The following is a 21186-nucleotide window of genomic DNA, read 5'->3' on the forward strand; positions in this document are numbered from 1 at the left end:
ATTCAGGACAAAAATATTCTTACAAATGTTTTTTACACCATCAACAAGCGCCAAATCCCGCAGAAAAGAAACAGAATCAACGCCACGGGAGTAAGCACTTTCCAACACAAAAACATGAGCTGGTCTACGCGCAAACGCGGGAACGTCCAACGAACCCACATCTGAATCAGAATGGCAAAACCTGCTTTAAAAATCAGCCAAAAAGCGCCAGTTACGTTGCCCCAAATGGTGCCAGGAGCGCCGCTTGTCCAGTCGGCAAGGCGAAGCGAGCCAATGTTGGGCAATGGCGTATTCCAACTTCCTAAAAACAGAATGGCCCCCAACAACGACACCAACAGCATCATGGCGTATTCTGACAAAAACAGCAGCGCCCAGCGCATTCCAGAATACTCCGTGTGGAATCCTCCCACGAGTTCTGACTCTCCTTCGGGGATGTCAAAAGGGGCGCGGTTACATTCAGCCAATGTTGTAATAAAGAACACAATGTAGGCGATAATCAAAAAGGGACTTCTGACGATATTCCAACTTAAAAAACCACCGACCCGCGTAATATCAACGCCCATTGATTTTAACCCAAACAGGTACGTGATTTCGTCAGAATAAACCCCTTGTTGGTAACTTATGGTCTGTAAATCAAGGGTCTGGGCCGTCATCACGACGCACAAGATGACCAACCCCAGCGGGATTTCGTACGAAATGATTTGAGCCACGGAACGAACCGCACCAAAAAGAGCAAACTTATTGTTGGAACCCCAGCCCGCCATCAAAATCCCAATTACATCCACAGAGATAATCGTCATCAAATAAAATATCCCGACCGACGTGGTAGAACCCTGTAAATCAGGACTTAGCGGAAGCACCGCATAACCCGCGAAGATGGCCGTAAAAATCACCAACGGAGCCAACAGAAACAGCTTTCGGTCGGCAGTGGCGGGAACGATGTCTTCTTTTTGCAGAAGTTTGAGCAAATCAGCGATGAGTTGCAGCAAGCCCCATTTCCCTACTTCCATCGGTCCCATACGGTCCTGAATAAAAGCGGAGACTTTACGTTCCAAATACACCCCCACCACCACAGAGGAAAGGGCCATTATCAAGAAGATGGGCAGCGTTACGGGCATGGGTACTCGCGAAAAATTTGCCCAAAACTACGCAAAAATCCCAAAAATTGGCAATTTGTCAATCTTTCAGGCAAAGCCAATTCCACTTTTACCATGTCTTTTGTATAAAGTGCCTTCTGGGAAGTTTTATTAGGAGAATCGCTCAAACTTATCCCAATTGGGTTTGCGTTTTTCGAGGAATGCGTCACGGCCTTCTTGGGCTTCCTCGGTCATGTATCCCAAACGAGTGGCTTCTCCTGCAAACAATTGCTGCCCGACCAAGCCGTCGTCTACGAGGTTGAAAGCAAATTTCAACATCCGAATCGCCATTGGGCTCTTTCCAAGAATTTCCTGCGCCCATTGAAAGGCCGTATCTTCCAGCTCTTCGTGCGGAACCACGGCGTTGACCATGCCCATTTCGAAGGCTTCTTGGGCCGAATAACTACGTCCTAAAAAGAAAATTTCACGGGCACGTTTCTGGCCAATCATCCGCGCCAAATAGGCTGATCCGTAGCCTGCGTCATAACTAGCAACGTCGGCATCGGTTTGTTTAAAAATTGCGTGTTCTTTGCTGGCCAACGTCAGGTCGCAGACAACGTGCAAGCTATGTCCACCACCTACGGCCCAACCTGGCACGACCGCAATCACGGGTTTGGTCATAAAGCGGATTTGACGTTGTACTTCCAAAATATTGAGGCGGTCGCGGCCATCTTCGGCGCGATAGCCACCTTTTTGACGGGCTTTTTGGTCTCCTCCCGAACAAAATGCCCAAATGCCATCTTTGGGCGATGGTCCCTCACCCGACAGCAACACCACCCCTACTTTGGGGTCGTGGGTAGCATCCCCAAAGGCATCGAGGAGTTCGAAGGTAGTTTTGGGACGGAAGGCGTTGCGTACTTCAGGGCGATTAAACGCGATGCGAGCCACTCCGTCGCATTTTTTGTAAGTAATATCCGTATATTCTTTGGCCGTAGTCCAGTTTGGCATAGCGATGGTTTTTTCTACAAATTATCGGTTTAAAAAATAGTTTCTAAATAAGTGCATCTCTTGGATTTCTACCGCTACGTATTTCTCAAAAATCACATTCCCCACCTGCGAGCGCAACGCGGAGATACCCACATCAATCAGGCGCAGCCCCTACTCGGTCAGCAAAATATTATCAAAGGCCAACCCACCAATATCCGAAGGGCGTTTGAGGTCTCGGTGTACAAAGCCCGCTTGGTGCAAAGCGCGGAGTTCATCCTCAAACACATCAAGCCGTAGTTCGCGTATTTCCACTTCGTAGGCGCGGTAGTCCATGGGGCGGAGGCGTTCCATCACCAACATTTCAGCTTGTAAGTCTTCGTTATAATCCAAACGGATAAACTTGGCTATCAAATCATTCACTATGTTAGCAAACTTCATTTTTTCGGCTTCCGAGCCAATATCCGAACGAGTATCGCCCGTAAACAACTTGGCCACTTCCGTATCTGAAAGTACAATCACGGTGTTGTTGGCACCAGAAGAAAGCTTGCGGGGGTATTTCATGATTATCATTTTTTATGGCACCGGATCGTACCCATGCCCGCCCCACGGGTGGCAACTTGCAATGCGCTTGAGTCCCAACCACCCACCCTTGAGCGCACCGTGTTTTTGAACGGCCTGAATCATGTAGTGCGAGCAGGTCGGCGTGTAGCGGCACGAATTGGGCAGGTACGGCGAAAGCGCCACCTGATAAGCCCGTACAATGAAGATAAGAATGTTTTTCATAGTTGGATTAAGTCCCTCTCTGATGTGGACGGGGCCGCCCATGCGGAGGGATTTAGGGCGGTCCGCCGCGCGGTGAGGCTTTTACCACAATTGACTCGGATACTTCCCCTCCTCGTGCAGCTTTTTCAATGCCGCCTGCACGGTGGGTTTATCTTCTGGATAGGTGACGCCAAACCATTCGGAAGCATTAGGAATGACTTTAAGCTTACCTAAACCACTCTTAATCAAATGCGTAGCTACTACCGGAATATAAAACTCCGCTTTAGGTGCATTGTAGTTATTGCGGGCATAATCAGAGAAAAGCGTCTGGGTAATGGGAAAAACAGACGGCTTAAAACCCCAAAAATTCATCGAAACGGGCGTTTCGGGGCCAAGTTCGGTAAGCTCGCCGCTTTCTTCAAAATAGATTTTTCCTTCCTGCGGGAAGATTTTCGTGCGCTCAGTCACCACGTCCAAATAACCTTCATCATTGACTTCACACACCCCCCGCGACACGGTACCGTTTTCCGAAAGTGTCTTTTTTACTTGGTACGCAATCAGCGTATGCTCGCTGTCGTCTGCGCTGGTATTGAGGAAATCCGCCACCAGTTGGAAGGCTTCGAGGCCGTAAAAATCGTCGGCGTTGATGATGGCAAAAGGCGTTTGGGTTTGTTCCCTGCCGCAGAGCATGGCGTGGCCCGTGCCCCAAGGTTTGGCGCGTTCGATTTCCCCTAATTCCACGGGCACGTAGCTTTGGAAGCCCTGAATGGCGTAATCGTAGTCAATTTTTCCTTTGAGTTTGGGACCAAATACTTCTTCAAAATCAGCACGAAGTTCTTCGCGAATAATAAAGACAACTTTGCCAAAACCAGCCCGGATGGCATCATACAGAGAATAATCAATGATGGTTTCGCCGTTGGGGCCAAATTGGTCGAGTTGTTTGATTCCGCCGTAGCGGCTGCCCATGCCAGCGGCAAGTATTAAGAGGGTGGGTTTCATTTAAATGTGTAAATGTGTGAGTGAATGAGCCTAAGGCTTAATGCCATTTTTTTTTACTTTGAATCTTTTTTAAGAGTTGTTTTGCAGGAATGGTTTTCATTCCCCCTTTAGCATCAGCAATTACAAAGGATTGTCCTAACACTGCTTTTTTCGGTACAAGTTCTTTAAGTGCTTTATCAATACCTTCGATAAATTTCACCGACAGTTCTTTGCTATTCATTTGTTTTGAATTTGTTTAATAACCTGCTGCCAAACTTGTTGATTTATGACCTCTACACTTCCCCCTTTATCCCCATTAGCAATAAGTTTAGGCGTTATTTCTGAATTATCTATCAAAATCCAAGTATCGCAAATAGGCATAAACAGTTCAAATAAATTATAAACTCCTCGCTGATAACGCCTTATGATAACATCCGCTGGGATATGATGTCCGCCTTCTAAAACACGTTGTTTCACCCGTTCAATCGCCATTGTAAAAGATGGCAACCAAAAAAAAGCCACTGTTACGCTATATCCTCCAGCCTGGGCTTCTTTAATAAGCGAAATATAGCTTTTAGCCGCCAAAGTAGTCTCAAACGCAAAGTCTTCTTTGGTAGACAGCAAAAAACGTATTCTCTGCAACATAATTCTACCAGCTTCAAAGGCTGCACCTTCAGGATTGAAAGGTGAAAGGCCAGCTGCAATGTTATCGGCATTTACAAATTCCCGACAGTGAAGCATCTCAGGCAAAATTGTTGATGCCGCAGTCGTCTTCCCTGCCCCGTTTGGCCCAGCGATGATGTATAAATCAGGCATCCGCTACAGATTCTTGCTCATCTCCAGCATTCGATTGACGGATTCGTAGGCTTTAAGGCGTACATCTTCCGGAACGGTGATTTCGGGTTGCTCATACAGAAGCGCGTTGTACAGTTTTTCGACCGTGTTCATTTTCATGTAAGGGCACTCACTGCACGCGCAGGTGTTGTTTTCGGTGGCGGGGGCGGGAATAATTTTTTTGCCAGTTCCTGCCGCTGCTTGTTTCATTTTGTGCAAAATGCCTGCTTCCGTGGCTACGATAAATTCATCGTGCGGGGTTTCAGCCACAAATTTCAGAATTGCGGTGGTTGAGCCTACAAAATCGGCCTGAAGCAAGATGTTGTCTTTGCATTCAGGGTGCGCGACGAGCAGGGCGCTGGGGTATTTTTCACGCAGGGCTTTTAATTTGGCTTCCGAAATATCAACGTGAACGATACAGGCGCCGTCCCACAGCACCATATCACGGCCCGTTTTTTTGGCTACATAACGACCTAAATTGGCGTCGGGTGCAAAGATAATTTTCTGGTCTTTGGGCAATTGCTCCACAATCTTGACGGCATTGGACGAGGTCACGATGATGTCAGATAATGCCTTGATTTCGGCCGAGCAGTTGATGTAAGAAAGCACCAAATGGTCGGGGTATTGCGCTTTGAAAGCCGCGAATTTATCAGCTGGGGCCGAGTCGGCCAATGAACAGCCCGCATTCAGGTCAGGAATCACAACTTTTTTCTCAGGGCTGAGGATTTTGGCCGTTTCACCCATGAAATGAACGCCGCAAAAAACAATCATATCGGCAGGAGTAGCGGCGGCCTGCTGCGAAAGCCCGAGGCTATCGCCGATGTAGTCGGCCAAATCCTGAATGGCACCGTCTACATAATAATGCGCCAAGATAACGGCATTTTTTTCTTTACGAAGCCGATTGATTTCCGCCACTAAATCTACTTCTGGCGCAACTGCTTCGCGCACGTATCCATATTTTTGTACTTGTTCAAGGATTTCCATTTTCGTCTGATATTTGGCCCAAACTTACGCAATTTGTTTTTTGATTTTAAGCAGATTTTTGGGTTTTTGGGTTGTTCGTCCTAAGTTAATGACTACTTTGCTGATTATTTAACAAAACCACACCTCTAAAAATGCCTTGGGCAAAATATATTTCAGTTGTATTGGCAAGCATGGTCAAATTTGTAGCAGGCCCCTTGGCAGGCCTAGCACTTAGCTTAAGTTGGTGGGAAACGGCCATTTGCACCGTTGTGGGTATGATGTTCAGCGTGGTTATTTTTGTGTTTTTGGGCAGCGCCATTCAGCAATTGATGGCCCGCTATCGAAAGACCCAACCCCGTCTTTTCAGCAAGCGTTCTCGGCTGGCCGTTAGGGTCTGGAAAAAATCAGGGATGACAGGCATTGCCTTGCTTACGCCTCTGCTTTTTACGCCCATAGGCGGCACGTTGATTGCCGTGTCGTTCAAAGTACCCCGCCTGACTGTCATTGCTCAGATGCTACTTTGGGGCACGATTTGGGGCGTTATTATGTCGTTTGGCCTCTATCAGTTTCGGAGTCTCGTCTAGCAATCGTTGATATACCTGTCCGACGGTTTTAAACCGTCAGACAGGTACGTAAAAACCGTTCAATCGATTGTAGCTTAGAATCAAACAAAAATTGCGTTGACACTCAATTCAAATTCGGGAAGAATAGGCTTGGCCGAACATATATCATCATCGGTACAGATTTGTACTTGCTTGCGTGAAGTATAGACATGAACTGTCTTGTTGTCAGGATAAATCAACCACATGACTTTAACTCCTGCTTTAAAATACTCAGCCGTTTTTTCTTCGACTTTGTTAGCGTTATCACTGCCAGAAATAATCTCAATCAAAAATTCAGGTATTTCGTCTTCACCCTGCTTCGTACGCTGTATTTGTTCTTTGGAAAGATATGCTATATCGGGTCTTCTCATTTGAATACCGGTAAGCTGTACATCATATTCTGAAATCAAAGTACCTGATTTCCAGAGCCCTTTTTCAATAAAAAGTTGATTCAATACTTCGTAGATAAAAACCTGTGTTTTGTTCATGCCAACAAATTTGATAAGCTCTCCGTCATTCCATTCATATTTAAAGCCATCTTCCGGCTCCCAAACCATAAACTCTTCCAAAGTTTTGGGCAGAACTGCGGTATCTCTTGCTTCTATCATTGGTTTACCTGATTATTTTATTCAAAAATAAAATATATTGGCTAGTTTCCAAAATAGAGGAAACTAGCCAATTGTTTAAACATTCAATCTAACGGTTTTGAACTAACAGTAGGGGTAAACCCCTTAGGGCAGAGGTAAACCCTGCCCCTACCGTTTATTTATCGCCCAAAATCACGGGCACGTTGCCTTTACCGCCCATGATAATGACCTTGGCATTGGGCGACGACGCCAATTCTTTTTGGGCCTTGATTTGCTCGTACTGCAACTGACGGTCGGTCAAACTTTCGGAAATAATGCGCTGATAATCAGAAATCCCCTGCGCCTCAACGCGTTTACGTTCGGCTTCTTGCTTTTCTTTGCTCAACACAAACTGCATTTTCTGCGATTCCTGCTCGGCATTGATTTTGGACTCAATGGTTTTTTTGACCGACTCGGGCAGGTTGATATTCCGAATCAAGACGTTTTCCAGAAAAATTCCTCGGTTTTTAAATTCCTGTTCAATTTGCTTAGAAATACGCGCCTGAAACTCATCACGCTTGGTGGAATACAACGCCACTGCGTCATAATTAACGGCATTGTCGCGGATGCGCGTGCGGGTTATGGGACGAACAATTTTCTCAACGTAAGTAGGCCCAATCTCGCGGTAAATTTTGGGCGCTTCGGAGGGAATAACGCGGTAGAGAATCGTTAAATCTATTTCGACCTGAAGTCCGTCGGCCGTCAGAATACGGATGGCGTCGTCGCCTGTTTTATCCCCCTCATCATGTACTGCCGACATGGTATAGTTTTGCGTCTTTGTATCCAACAATGTAACATCCACGAGCGGGTTTACAAAGTTTAATCCACTGCTCAAAACAGTATTACTTACCTTTCCAAACAAAGATTGAATCCCCACCGAACCCGCATCAACCTGCTTGATACACGACGTAAGAACCCCGAAAATGGCCAAGACAACACCCGCCACCTTGACAGGACGGGAAAATTTGGCAAACGCCAACGATGGAGTATTGATCGCAAAGCCTGCTATGACCAAAATCACTCCGATAACAATCAGAAACATAATAGTTTGGGTTTAAAATTTATGCCACAAACGTACACGTTTTCTGGTCTGATTGTACACTATATTGAGGATAGGCTTTAGCGGGCCGGAGCTGGTAAAAAAGCAGGAAGAAAGGCAACCGTCTAAACGGTTTCTTTTACCACATCGGGTTCTTTTTCTTTTAAAATTTTAGGTTTAATAATCAACCGAAGGGATTGGTCGTAGGTAGCGTAATTCCAGAGCCAGTTGATAAAGATTAACAGACGGTTTTTAACGCCAACAATCGAGATAAGGTGCACAAACATCCAAGTCAACCACGCAAAAAATCCCTGAAACTTCCAGAAAGGCAGGTCTACCACGGCAAGATTGCGGCCCACGGTCGCCATCGAACCTAAATCTTTGTAAACAAACGGTTTCATTTCCTGTCCCTTCAGCATCCGTACCAGATTTTTGGCGAGCAATTCGCCCTGCTGCATGGCCGGCTGCGCCAATTGGGGGTGCCCATTGGGATATTTTTCTTCAGTCATTAAGGCCAAGTCACCCAACGCAAATATGTTTTTTGTGCCTTCAACCTGACTAAACTGGTTCACTTTTACCCGACCTCCACGTACAATAGAAGCCACTGGAATACCCTCAATCGCGTTGGCCTTGACGCCCGCCGCCCAAATCAGGTTGTTGGTACGGATGCGGTCGCCTGTGTTGGTGGTGGCATATTTTCCGTCAAAATCAACAATACGAACGCCCAAACGCAGATTGACACCTAAGTCGGTCAAATACTGTTTGGCTTTTTTGGAGGCTTGGTCCGACATGACTTCCAGCACTTCGGGCGAGGATTCGTACAGGTAAATCTGCATCGAATCGAAGTTCAATTCGGGATAATCTTTCGGCAAAATATGCCGTTTCATTTCGGCCAACGTGCCGGCCACTTCTACGCCCGTAGGCCCGCCGCCCACAATCACCACGTTCATCAGGCCGTGACGTTCTTCAATGGTCTCCACACTCAGGGCATCTTCAAAATTTTGGAGCATTCGGTTACGAAGCGCCAATGCCTCCGACACCGATTTCATGGGCATGGCATTTTCGATCATGTTTTTCATGCCGAAAAAGTTGGTATCGGCTCCCGTCGCCAACACCAAAAAGTCATATTCAACGGGTCCGAGTTTTGTTTCAATGACGTTGGATTCAGTATCAATTTTCACCACTTCCGTGACCCTGATATGAACGTTATTTTTCGATTGAAATACTTTACGCAGCGGAAAAGAAATAGAACTAGGCTCCAATCCCGCCATGGCTACTTGATAAAACAGCGGCTGAAATTGGTGGTAGTTGTTTTTATCTATCAATACAATCTGTAAATCAGAACGTTTTGAAAGCTCACGCGCCAGCACAAGCCCACCAAACCCCGCGCCGACAATGACGACGCGCTTGAGTTCAGTTTTTGGGAGATTGGGTGTCATTTTTAAATTGGCAGTTTATAGTCGGTATGTCGCGGCAAATATGCCGAAATCTACTTTTTAAACACATCCAATCCAACGTTGGTTCGTTATTTGGTTATCACTTTCAACGCCCCTCTCACCCATTCGGCTTTTTCTTTCAGCTTCTTCAAATCATTGTCCGTCACCGTGATATGGCCCATTTTACGGAATGGCTTGGTAATTTTTTTGCCGTATAAAAAAGGAAATACACCGTGGGTAGCCAACAACGCCTCCATTCCTTCATAATACGCGGGGCCAGTGTGACCTTCTTCCCCCAATAAATTGACCATAGCGGCAGGCGTGTAAGCGGTAGTATCGCCCAATGGAAAGTCTAAAATAGCCCGCCAATGCTGCTCAAACTGCGACGTAAAATTGGCCCGAATGGTGTGGTGACCGCTGTTGTGCGGGCGCGGAGCCACTTCATTGATGAGCACTTGCCCGTCTTTGGTCAAAAACATTTCAACGGCCAAAAGTCCCACGATTCCGATGGCCTGTGCCGTTTTTTTTGCCAATTCTTGAGCCTGCTGTTCAATTTTAGGTGAAATATCGGCGGGCGCAAAAAGGTATTCGACCAGATTGGCTTCGGGATGAAACACCATTTCGACGGTGGGAAAAGTGGCTACCTCGCCGCGCTCATTCCGGGCCACAATCACGGCCAATTCTTTGTCAAAATCAACGGCTTTCTCCAGTAACCCCGGCGCGTCAAAAGCCTTGTCAAAATCGGCGGCTGATGCGATTCGCTGCACCCCTTTACCGTCGTAGCCATCTTTCCCTAATTTGTGAAACGCGGGCAAGAAATCAGCATAATTGCGCACATCGGCTCGATTTTCAGTTAGCACAAAATCGGCCGTAGGCAGGCCATGGTCACGATAAAATTGCTTCTGCAAGCGTTTATCCTGAATCAATCGAATGACGTGCGGCTGCGGAAACACTTTTTTTCCTTCTCGTTCGAGCGCTTCCAAGGCTTCCACGTTTACTTTTTCAATTTCAATGGTCAGCACCTCCACGTCCTGCCCAAATTGATACACTGCGTCATAGTCTTGCAACGAGCCTTCGACAAACTCGGGCGCAATAGCCGCGCAGGGCGCATCGGCGGCATCTAAAATCTTGACGTTTAAATTCCAGTCTATCGCGGCTTGCAGCAGCATCAGACCCAATTGCCCTCCACCTAAAACGCCTACTTTTTGTTTAATATCAAACACGTTAAGGAAATGTAAAATTTAAAATGTAGAATAAAAAATGCAAAACACCAACATAATCACCTATTAATCAAATGATTGCAATTATATTTTAGAACCAACCCATCGCAACGACAATTTGAATTTCCGTTTTATGTTCAGCCTTTTACATTTATTATTTTTCGGTTCATTACAAATCAATCATCTAATTCATCTGGATCATTGACCTCAAACCACTCATAAATAGCTTCCTCGGCCATTTTAAGCGCGGCATCTAGGTCTTTTACTTTTTTAGGAGATTCAAAAACGGTCCCTGTTTCATCAATACAGCGTACTGTTGCTTCGGCTCCCTCCAATTTTCCAAACTCCACTTTTCCGTACGTTTCGGCCCAACGGTAGAGGTACGGGTAGGCTTTCATTAAACTCATTTTAGCTGATTTTTGGTTTGGGCGCAAAGATAAACAGATATGAACTGAAGTGAACAATTTTCGACAAAATCTAAACAAAGCCAGACCAATACAGACAAACTAAACCACCAGCTATCCTGCGTCTAGGGGGTATGTTTTAGCAAAATCTAGATTAGGGATTATTTCCTATAAAAGCCCAAAAACACGTTTGTATTATTTATAGCAGGGTTTCTAAATATCTTTCCGAAATACTCGTTAATCTTGCAAAAATGATTTCCTTGTATTTTCATATCCTCCATAAGACCTTCAGGATATGAATCACTCCAAAACTCGTCTCTCTGAAGGTGAGAGCGCTCTCTAACATCATGAAGATTTTAAGTTATTTATCACTTGCTGCCGTGCTTTTTGTCTCGGCTTGCGCGGGGCCACAAGGTGATCCAGGGCCCGTTGGCCCCCAAGGCCCCGTCGGCCCTAAAGGCGACCCAGGAACGACAGGCGGAACGGCCTTTTATTCAACCAATTGGGTGGCGGTTTCCAAACAATCATTCATCACCAACTACAACAAAACCGAGCGTTATTCCACCATTGGGTTGCAGGGAGGCGCTATTCAGACGTACTTGACCCAAAAGACGATGGATGGCGGCATGGTGTTTCTTTATAACCGCACCGCTGCCAATAAAGCGTTTGTAAACGCAGTGCCGTGGGATACGTATTTCAACGATGTCCACGTAACGTACTCCTTTGCCATGGAGCCTGGGCTCATTTCTGCTTTTATTTCTTTTTCCAAAGATGTTGATGTAAATCAATTCTTTGTCGACGAAGAGTTTCGGGCGGTTATTGTTCCGCCAGCCACGGGCGCGCGCCTAGGGCACGTCAATTGGAAAGATTATAATGAAGTGAAAAAAGTCCTTAACCTGAAGGATTAATAGCCAACAAGCCAGCCCGCGTTAGCGACAACTAGGGCTGGCTTGTACAAAGTATTTTTTGTTGTTCAACAGCACACTCGTTCCGTTTGGGGCCGTGGCCACCGTAAACCGAGCAGTATTTCCGTTGCGGTAATTAAAAACCAAAATTACCTGATTCCCTTCCGCACCCACACGCCACGTACCCGAGCCGCCACCCTGCGTTACGGCCGAAAAGTCACCGCTGAAGCCGCCCGAACTGCTCGCCGACGTGTCTCCTCCCGAAATAAAGGTGCCGTTGGAGCACAAATCAAAGGTTTGTTTTTCGGAATAACCATTGCCCGTGTAGAGATACAATAACTGCTTACCATTGAGCCGATTGCGCCATTGCTCGGCGGCGGGAGAGGTTTGCGGTTTGCTGAAAGTCGCGCTCGCTGCCATAGACTTGAGCGTTTGCGGTAGCTCGGTTGTATGCTCTGCCCGCGGTGCAATGGTCGTGAAAGTGACCCCACCCCCGTAGGGCGACAACAAGGAGAGGATTGTCAACACAGCGGGTGTGCCTTGCATGGTTCCTTCGTAGGTTGCGAGCACTCCGTTGGAGCCATAACGCTCTTTTCGGACCTTCAAATAGGTATTGGAAGCGGCATCATTTTGATCATAAATATCATTTAAAATGGCCTGAATCGTTGGATACGCATGAGGCGAAACCGACAAAACCGTCTGCTGCCCCGAGCGCAAGAAAGAGTAACCACCGTTTTCTTGCCCCTGCAAATTCCAGCCCGCAGGACTATTAAAACTGTATCCTGAAGCACTTGTGTACATTTTTCCAGAAGCTCTTGCGGCCGTTGGCGTGGTAGCCTGAGGCTGAGCGGGTTGCGCCGCCGCCGTTGCAGGCTTTGTACTGGGAGCATTGGAAAACGAAGGCGTCAACGAAGTCCGTTTCATCGGGATGGTCACTCCCTGCGTGGTGATAAAATATTCCCCCAACAACTTTCCCAACGAAAATTCAATGTCTTGTCCGTTGTCAGAATAGGTTCCAGATACCCCCGCAATTACGCGATTAGCCACACAGTTGTAGCGCTTTCCCTCGGCGGTAAACACGCCTTCATAGCGATTGTTCCGCTGTGTAATGTTGAGTAAAATATCGGCTTGTTCGGCCTTAAAAGTGCCCACATACGGGTCAGGATTTTGCGCAAAAGTCATTAATTGAATAAATCCCACAACGATTAACGTAAGCACCCAAAAGGATACTTTGGCGGGAAAACGTTTTATGAACGCGTTTATATTCATCGGGTAAAAGTTTTGGTTCTGTTTTTAAATATATACCTCATTGCACATTGATTCGAACGTGGTCAGAAGAAATTTTTTCGCCATTTCGCAGGGTCACCGTCACGCGCAAGTATTTATGGGCATTTTGGGCAATCATCTTCATTCCATTGGCTTTGAATCGAAACGAATAAGGTGGTTTGCGCTTATTATCAGGCCAATCCAGCCTACCAATCGGCTTTTCACCGGGCAGCCCTGGGCGATTTTCGACAATTTCGACGGGGATTTTGAGCATTTCCTGACGCAGTTTTTTGGTGGCCGCCAATTGCGGACGATTAAAATCAGCATCGTCCACCAACTGCGGCTTGGCGATAGTTACCGTCGGAGAGGTATAAAGGCCCAACCACCCTAAATAAGCATCAGGAGGACAGTTGTCGGGGGTGGAAGATGCCCTCAAACAATTGGGCGACATTCGCGCCGCTTCCACATAAATATACTGGACTTGGTCCCTAAGAAAGCGAGCATCATTGCTTTTTAGGACTACTTCCACCGTCAGCGGGTCGTTTTCGCTGATGGTTTCTGCGCGGGCTCTACTCAGGCAACGGTTAGTATTATTGGTCAGGCAAATGCTTACTTTTTCAAAGGCAACATCCGATTGAGCGTTGAGGGAAGTTTGCCCAAAAGTGAGCAAAAACATCCCAAAAATGACTTTTTTCATTGTGGGAATTGGGTTAATTATTGGTCCACGTTTTTTTCCCGCTTACCCAAACAGAATTAAAGCCAATGCCGTTGTGGCGGTATTTTACCCACGCATAGCCGTCATTTCCCCAACCCGTTCCCCACGAATTACGGACCAACCACGCCCCTTTGTTGTTGTCCCAGCCCACAATGACCACGGCATGATTTACGTCTTCGGACTTGAAATCTTGTGGGGCAATTTCGTCAAATACCTCGTCTTCGTTACCGCCATAACTACAAAATGCATCCGTTGCCACAATGCCACAGGTCACCGAGCCATGGCGAAGAATGGCCCTTTTGATGGCCGTGGCATCGTCCATGTTAAAGGGATTGGCATCCAACCACGACCACGCCAAAAGTTTGTGTTTTCGTCGCGGTACGTTGTCGCGGCAACGGTTATTATCACGAGCATCGTATTCATAACGGGTTTCGTACAATACCCCAAACAACTGCATATAGGTCATTGCCCCTTCGGAGAAAAAACCTGAGCAACCATCAAACGCAGGCGTAGCGCAGTCAACGAGCTGTTGTTCAGCCAAATTGGTACTATAATTATATTTTTTACGAAAACTTATTTCGGCCGCTCCACAGGCTGCAAAAGCCCAACAGCTACCACAACTTTCCTGATTTCGGATGGCCGGGAGGTTGGGCGTTCTAAACACTGGTGGCGGTGGTGCCGACGAAAAAGTGGTTACATTACCACCTTCCCCCGATTCGCCCAACGATTTATTGGCGGCCTCAATTTGCTTTTGCATTTTATCGGCCGTTAAGGTCTTGTCCACTTTGTAACCCGTAATTTTGGTCAAATCGGCCCCCAAAACAGAAGTCACTCGGGGGGTAAACGAAAACTTTTTGGACTGGGCCTGCGACTTCAACTGGCTTAGCTTGTTTTTCTGCAAAGGCGAAGCGTTTTGCGTCAGCAACTGTAGATTCACTTTTTTCACGGGAGTTTCAGGCTCTTGCTCTTCTTCCTCTTGGGCATAACCACAGAAAACGCCTCCCATACAAAGCAACAGAGCGGGCAACAAGACATTAAATTTCATAAGCAGCTTGGATTTAGAGTATTCATTAAACGATTTTGAATGACTCAAAAGTAGTGCTTTCCCGAAGCCCTGTAAACTACTAAATCAAGTAGGCAAAAGACGGAATTGGCGCAGACCTAAACAACAAAGGGCAGACGTAAGCGGTACACCGCCACGGACCTGCCCTTACATTTAAATTTATTATTCTGCTGTTTTTCGGTTAAGAGATGATAGTAAGCCTACCCTTACAAACTGGTCAATTGCTGACGAAGAGCTTTAGAAATGGCCTCGGTGGCCGAGTTGACGTGCAGTTTACGGTAAATATTTTTGAGGTGGAAATTGACCGTAGAAATGCTTATTTTGCATTCATCCGCAATCAATTTATAGCTTAGCCCCCTCACCAAACACCCCAGCACTTTTTGTTCCGTCGGGCTGAGCTCATGGTATTCTTCCTTGGGAGAAGCGGCATTTTGCCCCTGAAACATCGTCAATACTTTACGGGCTATCACCGGTGACATGGGCGCTCCGCCCTGCGCTACCTCAATGATAGCGTCCAAATAACGTTCGGGAGAAGCATCCTTTAAAATATATCCCGAAGCACCCGCACAAATCGCCGCAAAAATACGTGCGTTGTCCTCAAAAACGGTCTGCATTAAAATCTGAATCTCTGGAAAACTCGCCTTAATGGTACGCACCGCCTCAATCCCGGATATACCAGGCATTTGAATATCCATCAGTACCACGTCGGGTCGGTCGCGTTTCATGACTTTCAGGGCCTCGTTTGCATTGGCATAGGCCCCCGTCATCAACAGCCCTTCACTGTTTTCGATGGTTTCGGTTAAGAGTTCTCGAATTTCTTTTATATCCTCAAATAGTGCAACACGTATCATATTGGGTGGGTTTATCATCGGTAAATTTGAGAATAAAACGTATGCCTGTCAACTGTTAATTTAAGTAGGCCGACGCCCGAAAAGTCAATTCTATGCACGTGCCTGATTGGGGCGATGATTGGAGTGCCAAATCGGCTTTGAGCGCTTCTGCCCTTTTTTGAAAGTTTTTAAGTCCATTGCCTTCGGTAGCCTGCGCAACATTAAATCCATGTCCATTATCGCTGATTAACAATTTTAAAACCCCGTTTTTTTTCTCGAAATGCACCTTTGCGTGCGTAGCCCCTGAATGTTTGGCAATATTGTTGACCGCCTCCTTAAAAAACAAAAACAAATTGCGCCGCTGGTCGATGGGAAACTGTTCATTGCGAAGATTATCATCAATCAAAAGTTCAAATTCAATCTGTCGGGCTCCGAACGTATCCTGCGCAAACGTCACCATCCGGTCCACCCACTCTTCGGAGGTATCGTTATGGGGATTAATTTCCCAAACTGCCTCCCTGACCAAACGCATTGCTTCGCGGGAGCGCTCACTGATTCGCCCAAACATTTCTGCCAACTCGGGGTCTTGCTTTTGGGCTTTTCGCCGATTAAGTTCAGAAATCATCGTTAAACTGCTCAACGACGCCCCCAAATCATCGTGCAGATTGATTGAAATCTCATCTCTCATCTGTTGTTGACGGAGTTTTTCAAGCTGCATCGACCGTAGCCGATACCCCAACGCCAGCGAAAACAAAACGATTTCAAACATAGACCCCGCCATAAGGTAATAATCTTGGTTGTCGGCGGAAATCCAACCCAGATTTTTCATCCCTACCACCAACACCGCCACTGAGAGCGTACCTGAAGCCAGCAAATACAATTGAGCCATTTTTGAACCCGCCCACGCCAAGCCAATAGCGCTGTAACACTGAATGCCAACCATTATGGCAGCGGCGGTAATAAAAACCACGTTGATGTACGAATTATACCAAAACAGGCAAGCCGTAAAACCCACCGCAAAGACATAAGCGGCGGTTTTCATGAACAGTTTTAGCCAAGGAAAGCGTTTGTACGGGTCCAAAAAAGCAAGCGAAAAGAACGTCAGAAATACGCCCGAGATACCCAAAAAAAAGATGTGGGAACGGTCATTAAACACGGAGTTGCTCCAAATATACTGATAGCCAAAACCGTACAAACAAAATTGAAACGCCCCAAAAAACAGCACATAGAGACAATAATGGCCATAAATTGAATCGCGGGTCACGAACCATAAAAAGAAATTATACAGCGTAATGAGCAAAATAAACCCGAAATAAATCCCCCAAATAAGGTTTTTGCCCGCCAAATGCGCGTACAGTTGATGTTCTTCCCAAAACGTCAGCGGTAATTTTAAATCCTCGGTCGAAACCGCCCGTAAATACAGGGTGTAAGATTGATTAGACGCCAAAGGGAGATTGAAGATGGGACTTCGGTCGGGGATAGAATAAGCGTCAAAAGGTAATGCATCCCCTAACTTTTGGGTATATACCATTTTTTGGTCATGAATCACGTACAATGTCACATCGTTTAAGCGGGGGTTGTCAATTTCTAAATACCACCGATTTTCTCCCGTTTTCAGCACATTTATTTTCACCCAAACGACCGAAGTCGTATACCCACTGTTCGGGATGGTCGACATGGCTCTTTTAAAGGGTATTTTTTGAATGGTTTGAAGGGTAAAAACCCCTTCCGAGTCCTCCAAAACGCCGCACTTCAATCCTACTGAAACCGATTCTTTTGAGGAGCTTAGCTCAATACGTTCTTGAGCTAAGGTGGGTATACTAATGAGCCAAATCAAAAAAAGTAAAGAAGCAATTCTGGTATTCATTTGTACTAATCAAAAAGTAACTTTTCAATACTTTCCAAAAGTTACTAATTTTGTTCATATACCAATCAAATACGTTGGTTTTAGCCAATATCCCCTTTTACTGGGATTTAGCCATCATCACCACGATTTCACACAATCCATGCAACTTTTCTTTCGTCAAGTCGGGACAGGACGTCCCATGGTTATCTTGCACGGCCTCTTCGGCTCATGCGACAACTGGCTCACCATCAGCAAAGTAATTGCCGACCAAGGCTTTTCGGTATACGCCGTCGACCAGCGCAACCACGGGCGTTCTCCACACGCCCCTACACATTCTTATCCTGAGTTGGCCGATGATTTACACGAATTTATCCAACAACAGGGACTGGAAAAGCCCATTTTGGTCGGGCATTCGATGGGTGGCAAAACCGTTATGCAATACGCCATGCAATATCCAGAGGCATTCAGTCAACTGGTAGTTGTCGATATTGCCCCGCGTTCGTACCCAGTTCACCACGCCGAAATCATTGCGGGCTTAAAGGCCATTCCTCTGGCTTCGTTGCAAAGTCGTAACGAGGCCGATGCAATTTTGAGTCAGTACGAGTCGATTCCGTCGGTACGGCAGTTCTTGCTCAAAAATCTCTACCGTAACGACGATGGCGTTTTTGCGTGGCGACTCAACTTGCCCGTCATTGAAGCAAACATCGAAATCATCGGGCAAGACCTCATCAACCCGCGCATTGTGACCGAACCCACGCTCTTTATGCGCGGCGAAAAATCTGGTTACGTTCGGGATAAAGACCTTCCCACCATTCAGCATCTTTTTCCTAACTCCACCGTTGACACCATCGCAGGCGCAAGCCATTGGGTGCAGGCCGAAAAGCCCGAAGCGTTTGTGCAATCGTTGGTTAACTTTTTACAATGAAATTATTTCTGATTCCCACGCCCCTCGCCGACGATACCTCTGCCGATGTACTCTCTGCCCAAGTTTCCGAAAGCGTCAAAAATCTTGATGTGTTTTTTGCCGAAAACCTACGTACCGCCCGGCGTTTTATTAGCGGCCTTAAATTGGGAAAAGTCATTGATACCCTGACCTTTTACGACCTCAACAAAGAAACCCCCGAAGCCGAAACGTTGGCTCAGCTCAAAGCTTTGTTGAAAGAAGGAAAGAATGCGGGTGTATTGTCAGAAGCGGGCTGCCCGGGCGTGGCTGACCCCGGCGCAACCGCCGTGAAGATAGCCCATCAACTCAACATCGAAGTGGTGCCGCTGGTGGGTCCTTCGTCCCTTTTATTGGCCCTCATGGCCTCCGGATTGAACGGTCAATCGTTTGTATTTCACGGCTATTTGCCCATTGAACGTGCCCAACGGGTAAAAACGATTAAGTATTTGGAGAAAGAGGCCATGTCGCGCAAACAAACCCAGTTGTTTATCGAAACGCCTTACCGTAATAATCAGGTAATGGAAGATTTACTGATTCATTGCGAGCCTACCACCCGCCTCTGTGTAGCCTGTAACCTGACGGCACCCGACGGATTTGTCAAAACGCTTTTCGTCAAAGACTGGAAAAATAAAACCTACGATTTGCACCGAAAACCTACCGTGTTTTTGATTGGCTAAAAACACGCCGAGCCGCAACGTGTTGCGGCTCGGCGGTTAATGGAAAATCCTATTTAATAGCCTATCGGTTCATTGAAACCAGAAACTCTTCGTTGCTGCGGGTACCTTTCATGCGGTCGAGCAGGAAGTCCATGGCTTCGTTGGGGTTCATGTCAGACAAGTGCTTACGCAGAATCCACATACGTTGTAGGGTTTCTTTGTCAAGCAACAAATCTTCCCGGCGCGTTCCTGAAGCCATCACGTCAACGGCAGGGTAGATACGTTTGTTGGCCAAACGGCGGTCAAGTTGGAGTTCCATGTTACCCGTTCCTTTGAATTCTTCAAAGATTACTTCGTCCATTTTTGAACCCGTATCAATCAAAGCCGTGGCAATGATGGTCAGCGAGCCACCATGCTCCACGTTACGAGCCGCTCCAAAAAAGCGCTTTGGTTTGTGCAAGGCGTTGGCATCCACCCCACCCGACAGGATTTTACCCGAAGCAGGTGTGACGGTATTGTACGCCCGCGCCAAACGCGTAATTGAATCTAGCAAGATGACCACATCGTGGCCGCATTCTACCATTCGTTTGGCTTTTTCGAGCACCATACCCGACACTTTTACGTGGCGGTCGGCCTGCTCATCAAAGGTAGATGAAATCACTTCCGCCCGCACACTACGTTGCATATCGGTTACTTCCTCAGGACGCTCGTCGATGAGGAGAATAATCAAATAAATTTCGGGGTGATTGCGCGTAATGGCGTTGGCTATCTCTTTCAACAGCACGGTTTTACCCGTTTTGGGTTGGGCCACAATCATACCACGTTGGCCTTTACCGATAGGGGCAAACAAGTCCAATACCCGCGCTGAGTAGTTGTCGGCTTTGCCGCTCAACTTAATATGTTCTTCGGGAAATAATGGCGTTAAATACTCAAATGGAATACGGTCACGAATTTCTTCAGTGGTTTTTCCGTTGACGGTTTCGACGCGGAGCAAGGCAAAATATTTTTCACCTTCTTTGGGCGGTCGAACCGAGCCACGAATACTGTCGCCTGTTTTCAAACCAAAAAGTTTGATTTGTGACGGTGATACATAAATGTCATCGGGGCTGGCGAGGTAATTATAATCGGCCGAGCGCAGAAATCCGTAGCCGCCATCCGACATAATTTCGAGCACCCCTTCGTTGACAATCAGTCCGTCAAATTCTTTTACGTAGTTATTATACTGACGTTTGATTTTGTTGTGGACATCATCGCCCCGGTATTCACGGGGGCGTTCTTCGGGTTTGGGTGGGCCTACCTCCGCCACTGGCTCTACTTCTAGGCTTTCCGTAATAAAGGAAGTATCCAGAAATTCTTCTTCGGGCAAATCAATTTTGAGATCACCGAAATCTTCTCCTTCCTCCATCAACGAAGCGGGCACCATTTCTTCTGAAATGGCGACAGGTTCTTGAACAACAGCCACTTCCGCAGGGGCATTGAAAAAGGAAAGTTCAGGCTCTTCTTCTTTTTCTTTTTGTATTCGTTGGCGCTTTGAACGTTTATCTGAGTTGTCTGACACAAATGAATGAGATTGCGGACGTTTGTGGGCAATAGGCATCTGCTTTACTGGCTCTTCTGCTTTTTTCACCACTTTTTCTTCAACGACGGGAGCCGAAGGAATAGGCAGCTCTTCCTGTTTAGGAACAGAAGGTGCAGGGGCAGGCGTACTGCTAGCCGGTTTACGAGCGCGCTTGGGCGGGACGACAGCTTCGGAAGCTGCTGATGCCGTTTGCTGTTCGAAAATTCGGTTAATGAGGTCTTTTTTAGAATACTTGTTTTGGTCTTTGATACCGAGTTGTTCGGCAAGTACCCGTAGCTCGGACAGGAGCTTGAGGTTAAGATCGTCAATGCTGAGCATAAAATAGAGGAGAGTAAAGAGAATCTTTACGCAAGAAAATCGTTGACTATTAAGTGTTTAACAATTAGAGAGCAAACCAGGAAAATATCTGAATGTAAGCTGAAACTGAACAAGAGAGGCGGTATTTGGATGAACCGG

General features: G+C 46.6%; 23 protein-coding genes. 4 read left to right on the top strand and 19 right to left on the bottom strand.

Annotated features, from left to right (window positions below; genetic code table 11):
- Window positions 1-32: 32 nt before the first annotated feature.
- The 8 genes from NCI00_RS00230 to nadA form a co-directional block, all read right to left on the bottom strand.
- Window positions 33-1118 (bottom strand): complex I subunit 1/NuoH family protein, encoded by a 1086-nt coding sequence (locus NCI00_RS00230; protein ID WP_253523762.1) that lies wholly within the window; start codon window positions 1116-1118, stop codon window positions 33-35.
- 129 nt (window positions 1119-1247) lie between these two features.
- Window positions 1248-2084: a 1,4-dihydroxy-2-naphthoyl-CoA synthase gene (locus NCI00_RS00235; RefSeq protein ID WP_253523764.1), complete on the bottom strand. Its 837-nt coding sequence runs from the start codon at window positions 2082-2084 to the stop codon at window positions 1248-1250.
- Between the two features lie 150 nt (window positions 2085-2234).
- Window positions 2235-2624 (bottom strand): hypothetical protein, encoded by a 390-nt coding sequence (locus tag NCI00_RS00240; RefSeq protein ID WP_253523766.1) that lies wholly within the window; start codon window positions 2622-2624, stop codon window positions 2235-2237.
- A 12-nt stretch (window positions 2625-2636) separates the two neighbouring features.
- Window positions 2637-2846: a membrane protein insertion efficiency factor YidD gene (gene yidD / locus NCI00_RS00245; RefSeq protein ID WP_253523768.1), complete on the bottom strand. Its 210-nt coding sequence runs from the start codon at window positions 2844-2846 to the stop codon at window positions 2637-2639.
- Window positions 2847-2927: 81 nt separating this feature from the next.
- The gene (locus tag NCI00_RS00250) at window positions 2928-3824 is read right to left on the bottom strand and encodes a nucleotidyltransferase family protein (protein ID WP_253523770.1); all 897 of its coding nucleotides are present in this window, start codon (window positions 3822-3824) and stop codon (window positions 2928-2930) included.
- Between the two features lie 37 nt (window positions 3825-3861).
- Entirely contained in the window at window positions 3862-4044 is a 183-nt protein-coding gene (locus tag NCI00_RS00255; protein WP_253523772.1) for a DUF8506 family protein, read from the bottom strand.
- Window positions 4041-4619 (bottom strand): ATPase, encoded by a 579-nt coding sequence (locus NCI00_RS00260; RefSeq protein WP_253523774.1) that lies wholly within the window; start codon window positions 4617-4619, stop codon window positions 4041-4043. Before NCI00_RS00260 ends, NCI00_RS00255 begins: the two co-directional genes overlap by 4 nt.
- A gap of 3 nt (window positions 4620-4622) precedes the next feature.
- A complete protein-coding gene (gene nadA, locus NCI00_RS00265) occupies window positions 4623-5621 on the bottom strand; it encodes a quinolinate synthase NadA (protein WP_253523776.1) in 999 nt (332 codons plus the stop codon).
- Between the two features lie 131 nt (window positions 5622-5752).
- On the opposite strand from nadA, the gene NCI00_RS00270 reads away from it, so the two are divergent.
- On the top strand, window positions 5753-6184 hold the full coding sequence (locus NCI00_RS00270; protein ID WP_253523778.1) for a hypothetical protein: 432 nt from the start codon (window positions 5753-5755) through the stop codon (window positions 6182-6184).
- A gap of 80 nt (window positions 6185-6264) precedes the next feature.
- Here NCI00_RS00270 and NCI00_RS00275 read toward each other — a convergent pair whose 3' ends face one another.
- From NCI00_RS00275 to NCI00_RS00295, 5 genes are all read right to left on the bottom strand, one after another.
- Window positions 6265-6810, bottom strand: coding sequence for a Uma2 family endonuclease (locus tag NCI00_RS00275; RefSeq protein WP_253523780.1), 546 nt, complete (start codon window positions 6808-6810; stop codon window positions 6265-6267).
- Window positions 6811-6964: 154 nt separating this feature from the next.
- The gene (locus NCI00_RS00280) at window positions 6965-7870 is read right to left on the bottom strand and encodes a prohibitin family protein (RefSeq protein WP_253523782.1); all 906 of its coding nucleotides are present in this window, start codon (window positions 7868-7870) and stop codon (window positions 6965-6967) included.
- Between the two features lie 122 nt (window positions 7871-7992).
- Entirely contained in the window at window positions 7993-9306 is a 1314-nt protein-coding gene (locus NCI00_RS00285) for an NAD(P)/FAD-dependent oxidoreductase (protein ID WP_253523784.1), read from the bottom strand.
- 86 nt (window positions 9307-9392) lie between these two features.
- On the bottom strand, window positions 9393-10526 hold the full coding sequence (locus NCI00_RS00290) for a 5-(carboxyamino)imidazole ribonucleotide synthase (protein ID WP_374758826.1): 1134 nt from the start codon (window positions 10524-10526) through the stop codon (window positions 9393-9395).
- Window positions 10527-10699: 173 nt separating this feature from the next.
- Window positions 10700-10930, bottom strand: coding sequence for a hypothetical protein (locus NCI00_RS00295; protein WP_166559541.1), 231 nt, complete (start codon window positions 10928-10930; stop codon window positions 10700-10702).
- A gap of 344 nt (window positions 10931-11274) precedes the next feature.
- Between NCI00_RS00295 and NCI00_RS00300 the strand changes: the two genes are divergently transcribed.
- Window positions 11275-11835: a collagen-like triple helix repeat-containing protein gene (locus NCI00_RS00300; RefSeq protein WP_253523786.1), complete on the top strand. Its 561-nt coding sequence runs from the start codon at window positions 11275-11277 to the stop codon at window positions 11833-11835.
- Between the two features lie 21 nt (window positions 11836-11856).
- Here NCI00_RS00300 and NCI00_RS00305 read toward each other — a convergent pair whose 3' ends face one another.
- From NCI00_RS00305 to NCI00_RS00325, 5 genes are all read right to left on the bottom strand, one after another.
- Window positions 11857-13101, bottom strand: coding sequence for a hypothetical protein (locus tag NCI00_RS00305; RefSeq protein ID WP_253523789.1), 1245 nt, complete (start codon window positions 13099-13101; stop codon window positions 11857-11859).
- 37 nt (window positions 13102-13138) lie between these two features.
- Window positions 13139-13795: a hypothetical protein gene (locus tag NCI00_RS00310; RefSeq protein ID WP_253523792.1), complete on the bottom strand. Its 657-nt coding sequence runs from the start codon at window positions 13793-13795 to the stop codon at window positions 13139-13141.
- 13 nt (window positions 13796-13808) lie between these two features.
- Window positions 13809-14858: a C1 family peptidase gene (locus NCI00_RS00315; protein ID WP_253523795.1), complete on the bottom strand. Its 1050-nt coding sequence runs from the start codon at window positions 14856-14858 to the stop codon at window positions 13809-13811.
- A 224-nt stretch (window positions 14859-15082) separates the two neighbouring features.
- Window positions 15083-15727 carry a response regulator gene (locus NCI00_RS00320; RefSeq protein ID WP_253523798.1) on the bottom strand — a complete coding sequence of 215 codons (645 nt, stop codon included), beginning with the start codon at window positions 15725-15727 and terminating at the stop codon, window positions 15083-15085.
- A 55-nt stretch (window positions 15728-15782) separates the two neighbouring features.
- Window positions 15783-17573, bottom strand: coding sequence for a sensor histidine kinase (locus tag NCI00_RS00325; protein ID WP_253523801.1), 1791 nt, complete (start codon window positions 17571-17573; stop codon window positions 15783-15785).
- Between the two features lie 139 nt (window positions 17574-17712).
- On the opposite strand from NCI00_RS00325, the gene NCI00_RS00330 reads away from it, so the two are divergent.
- A complete protein-coding gene (locus NCI00_RS00330) occupies window positions 17713-18477 on the top strand; it encodes an alpha/beta fold hydrolase (protein ID WP_253523803.1) in 765 nt (254 codons plus the stop codon).
- Window positions 18474-19172, top strand: a complete 699-nt coding sequence (locus tag NCI00_RS00335; RefSeq protein ID WP_253523805.1) for an SAM-dependent methyltransferase — start codon at window positions 18474-18476, stop codon at window positions 19170-19172. Before NCI00_RS00330 ends, NCI00_RS00335 begins: the two co-directional genes overlap by 4 nt.
- Window positions 19173-19233: 61 nt before the next feature.
- On the opposite strand, the gene rho is transcribed toward NCI00_RS00335, so the two are convergent.
- Entirely contained in the window at window positions 19234-21048 is a 1815-nt protein-coding gene (gene rho / locus NCI00_RS00340) for a transcription termination factor Rho (protein WP_253523807.1), read from the bottom strand.
- Window positions 21049-21186: the final 138 nt, after the last annotated feature.

Source organism: Runella salmonicolor (assembly GCF_024158025.1).
GTDB lineage: Bacteria > Bacteroidota > Bacteroidia > Cytophagales > Spirosomataceae > Runella > Runella salmonicolor.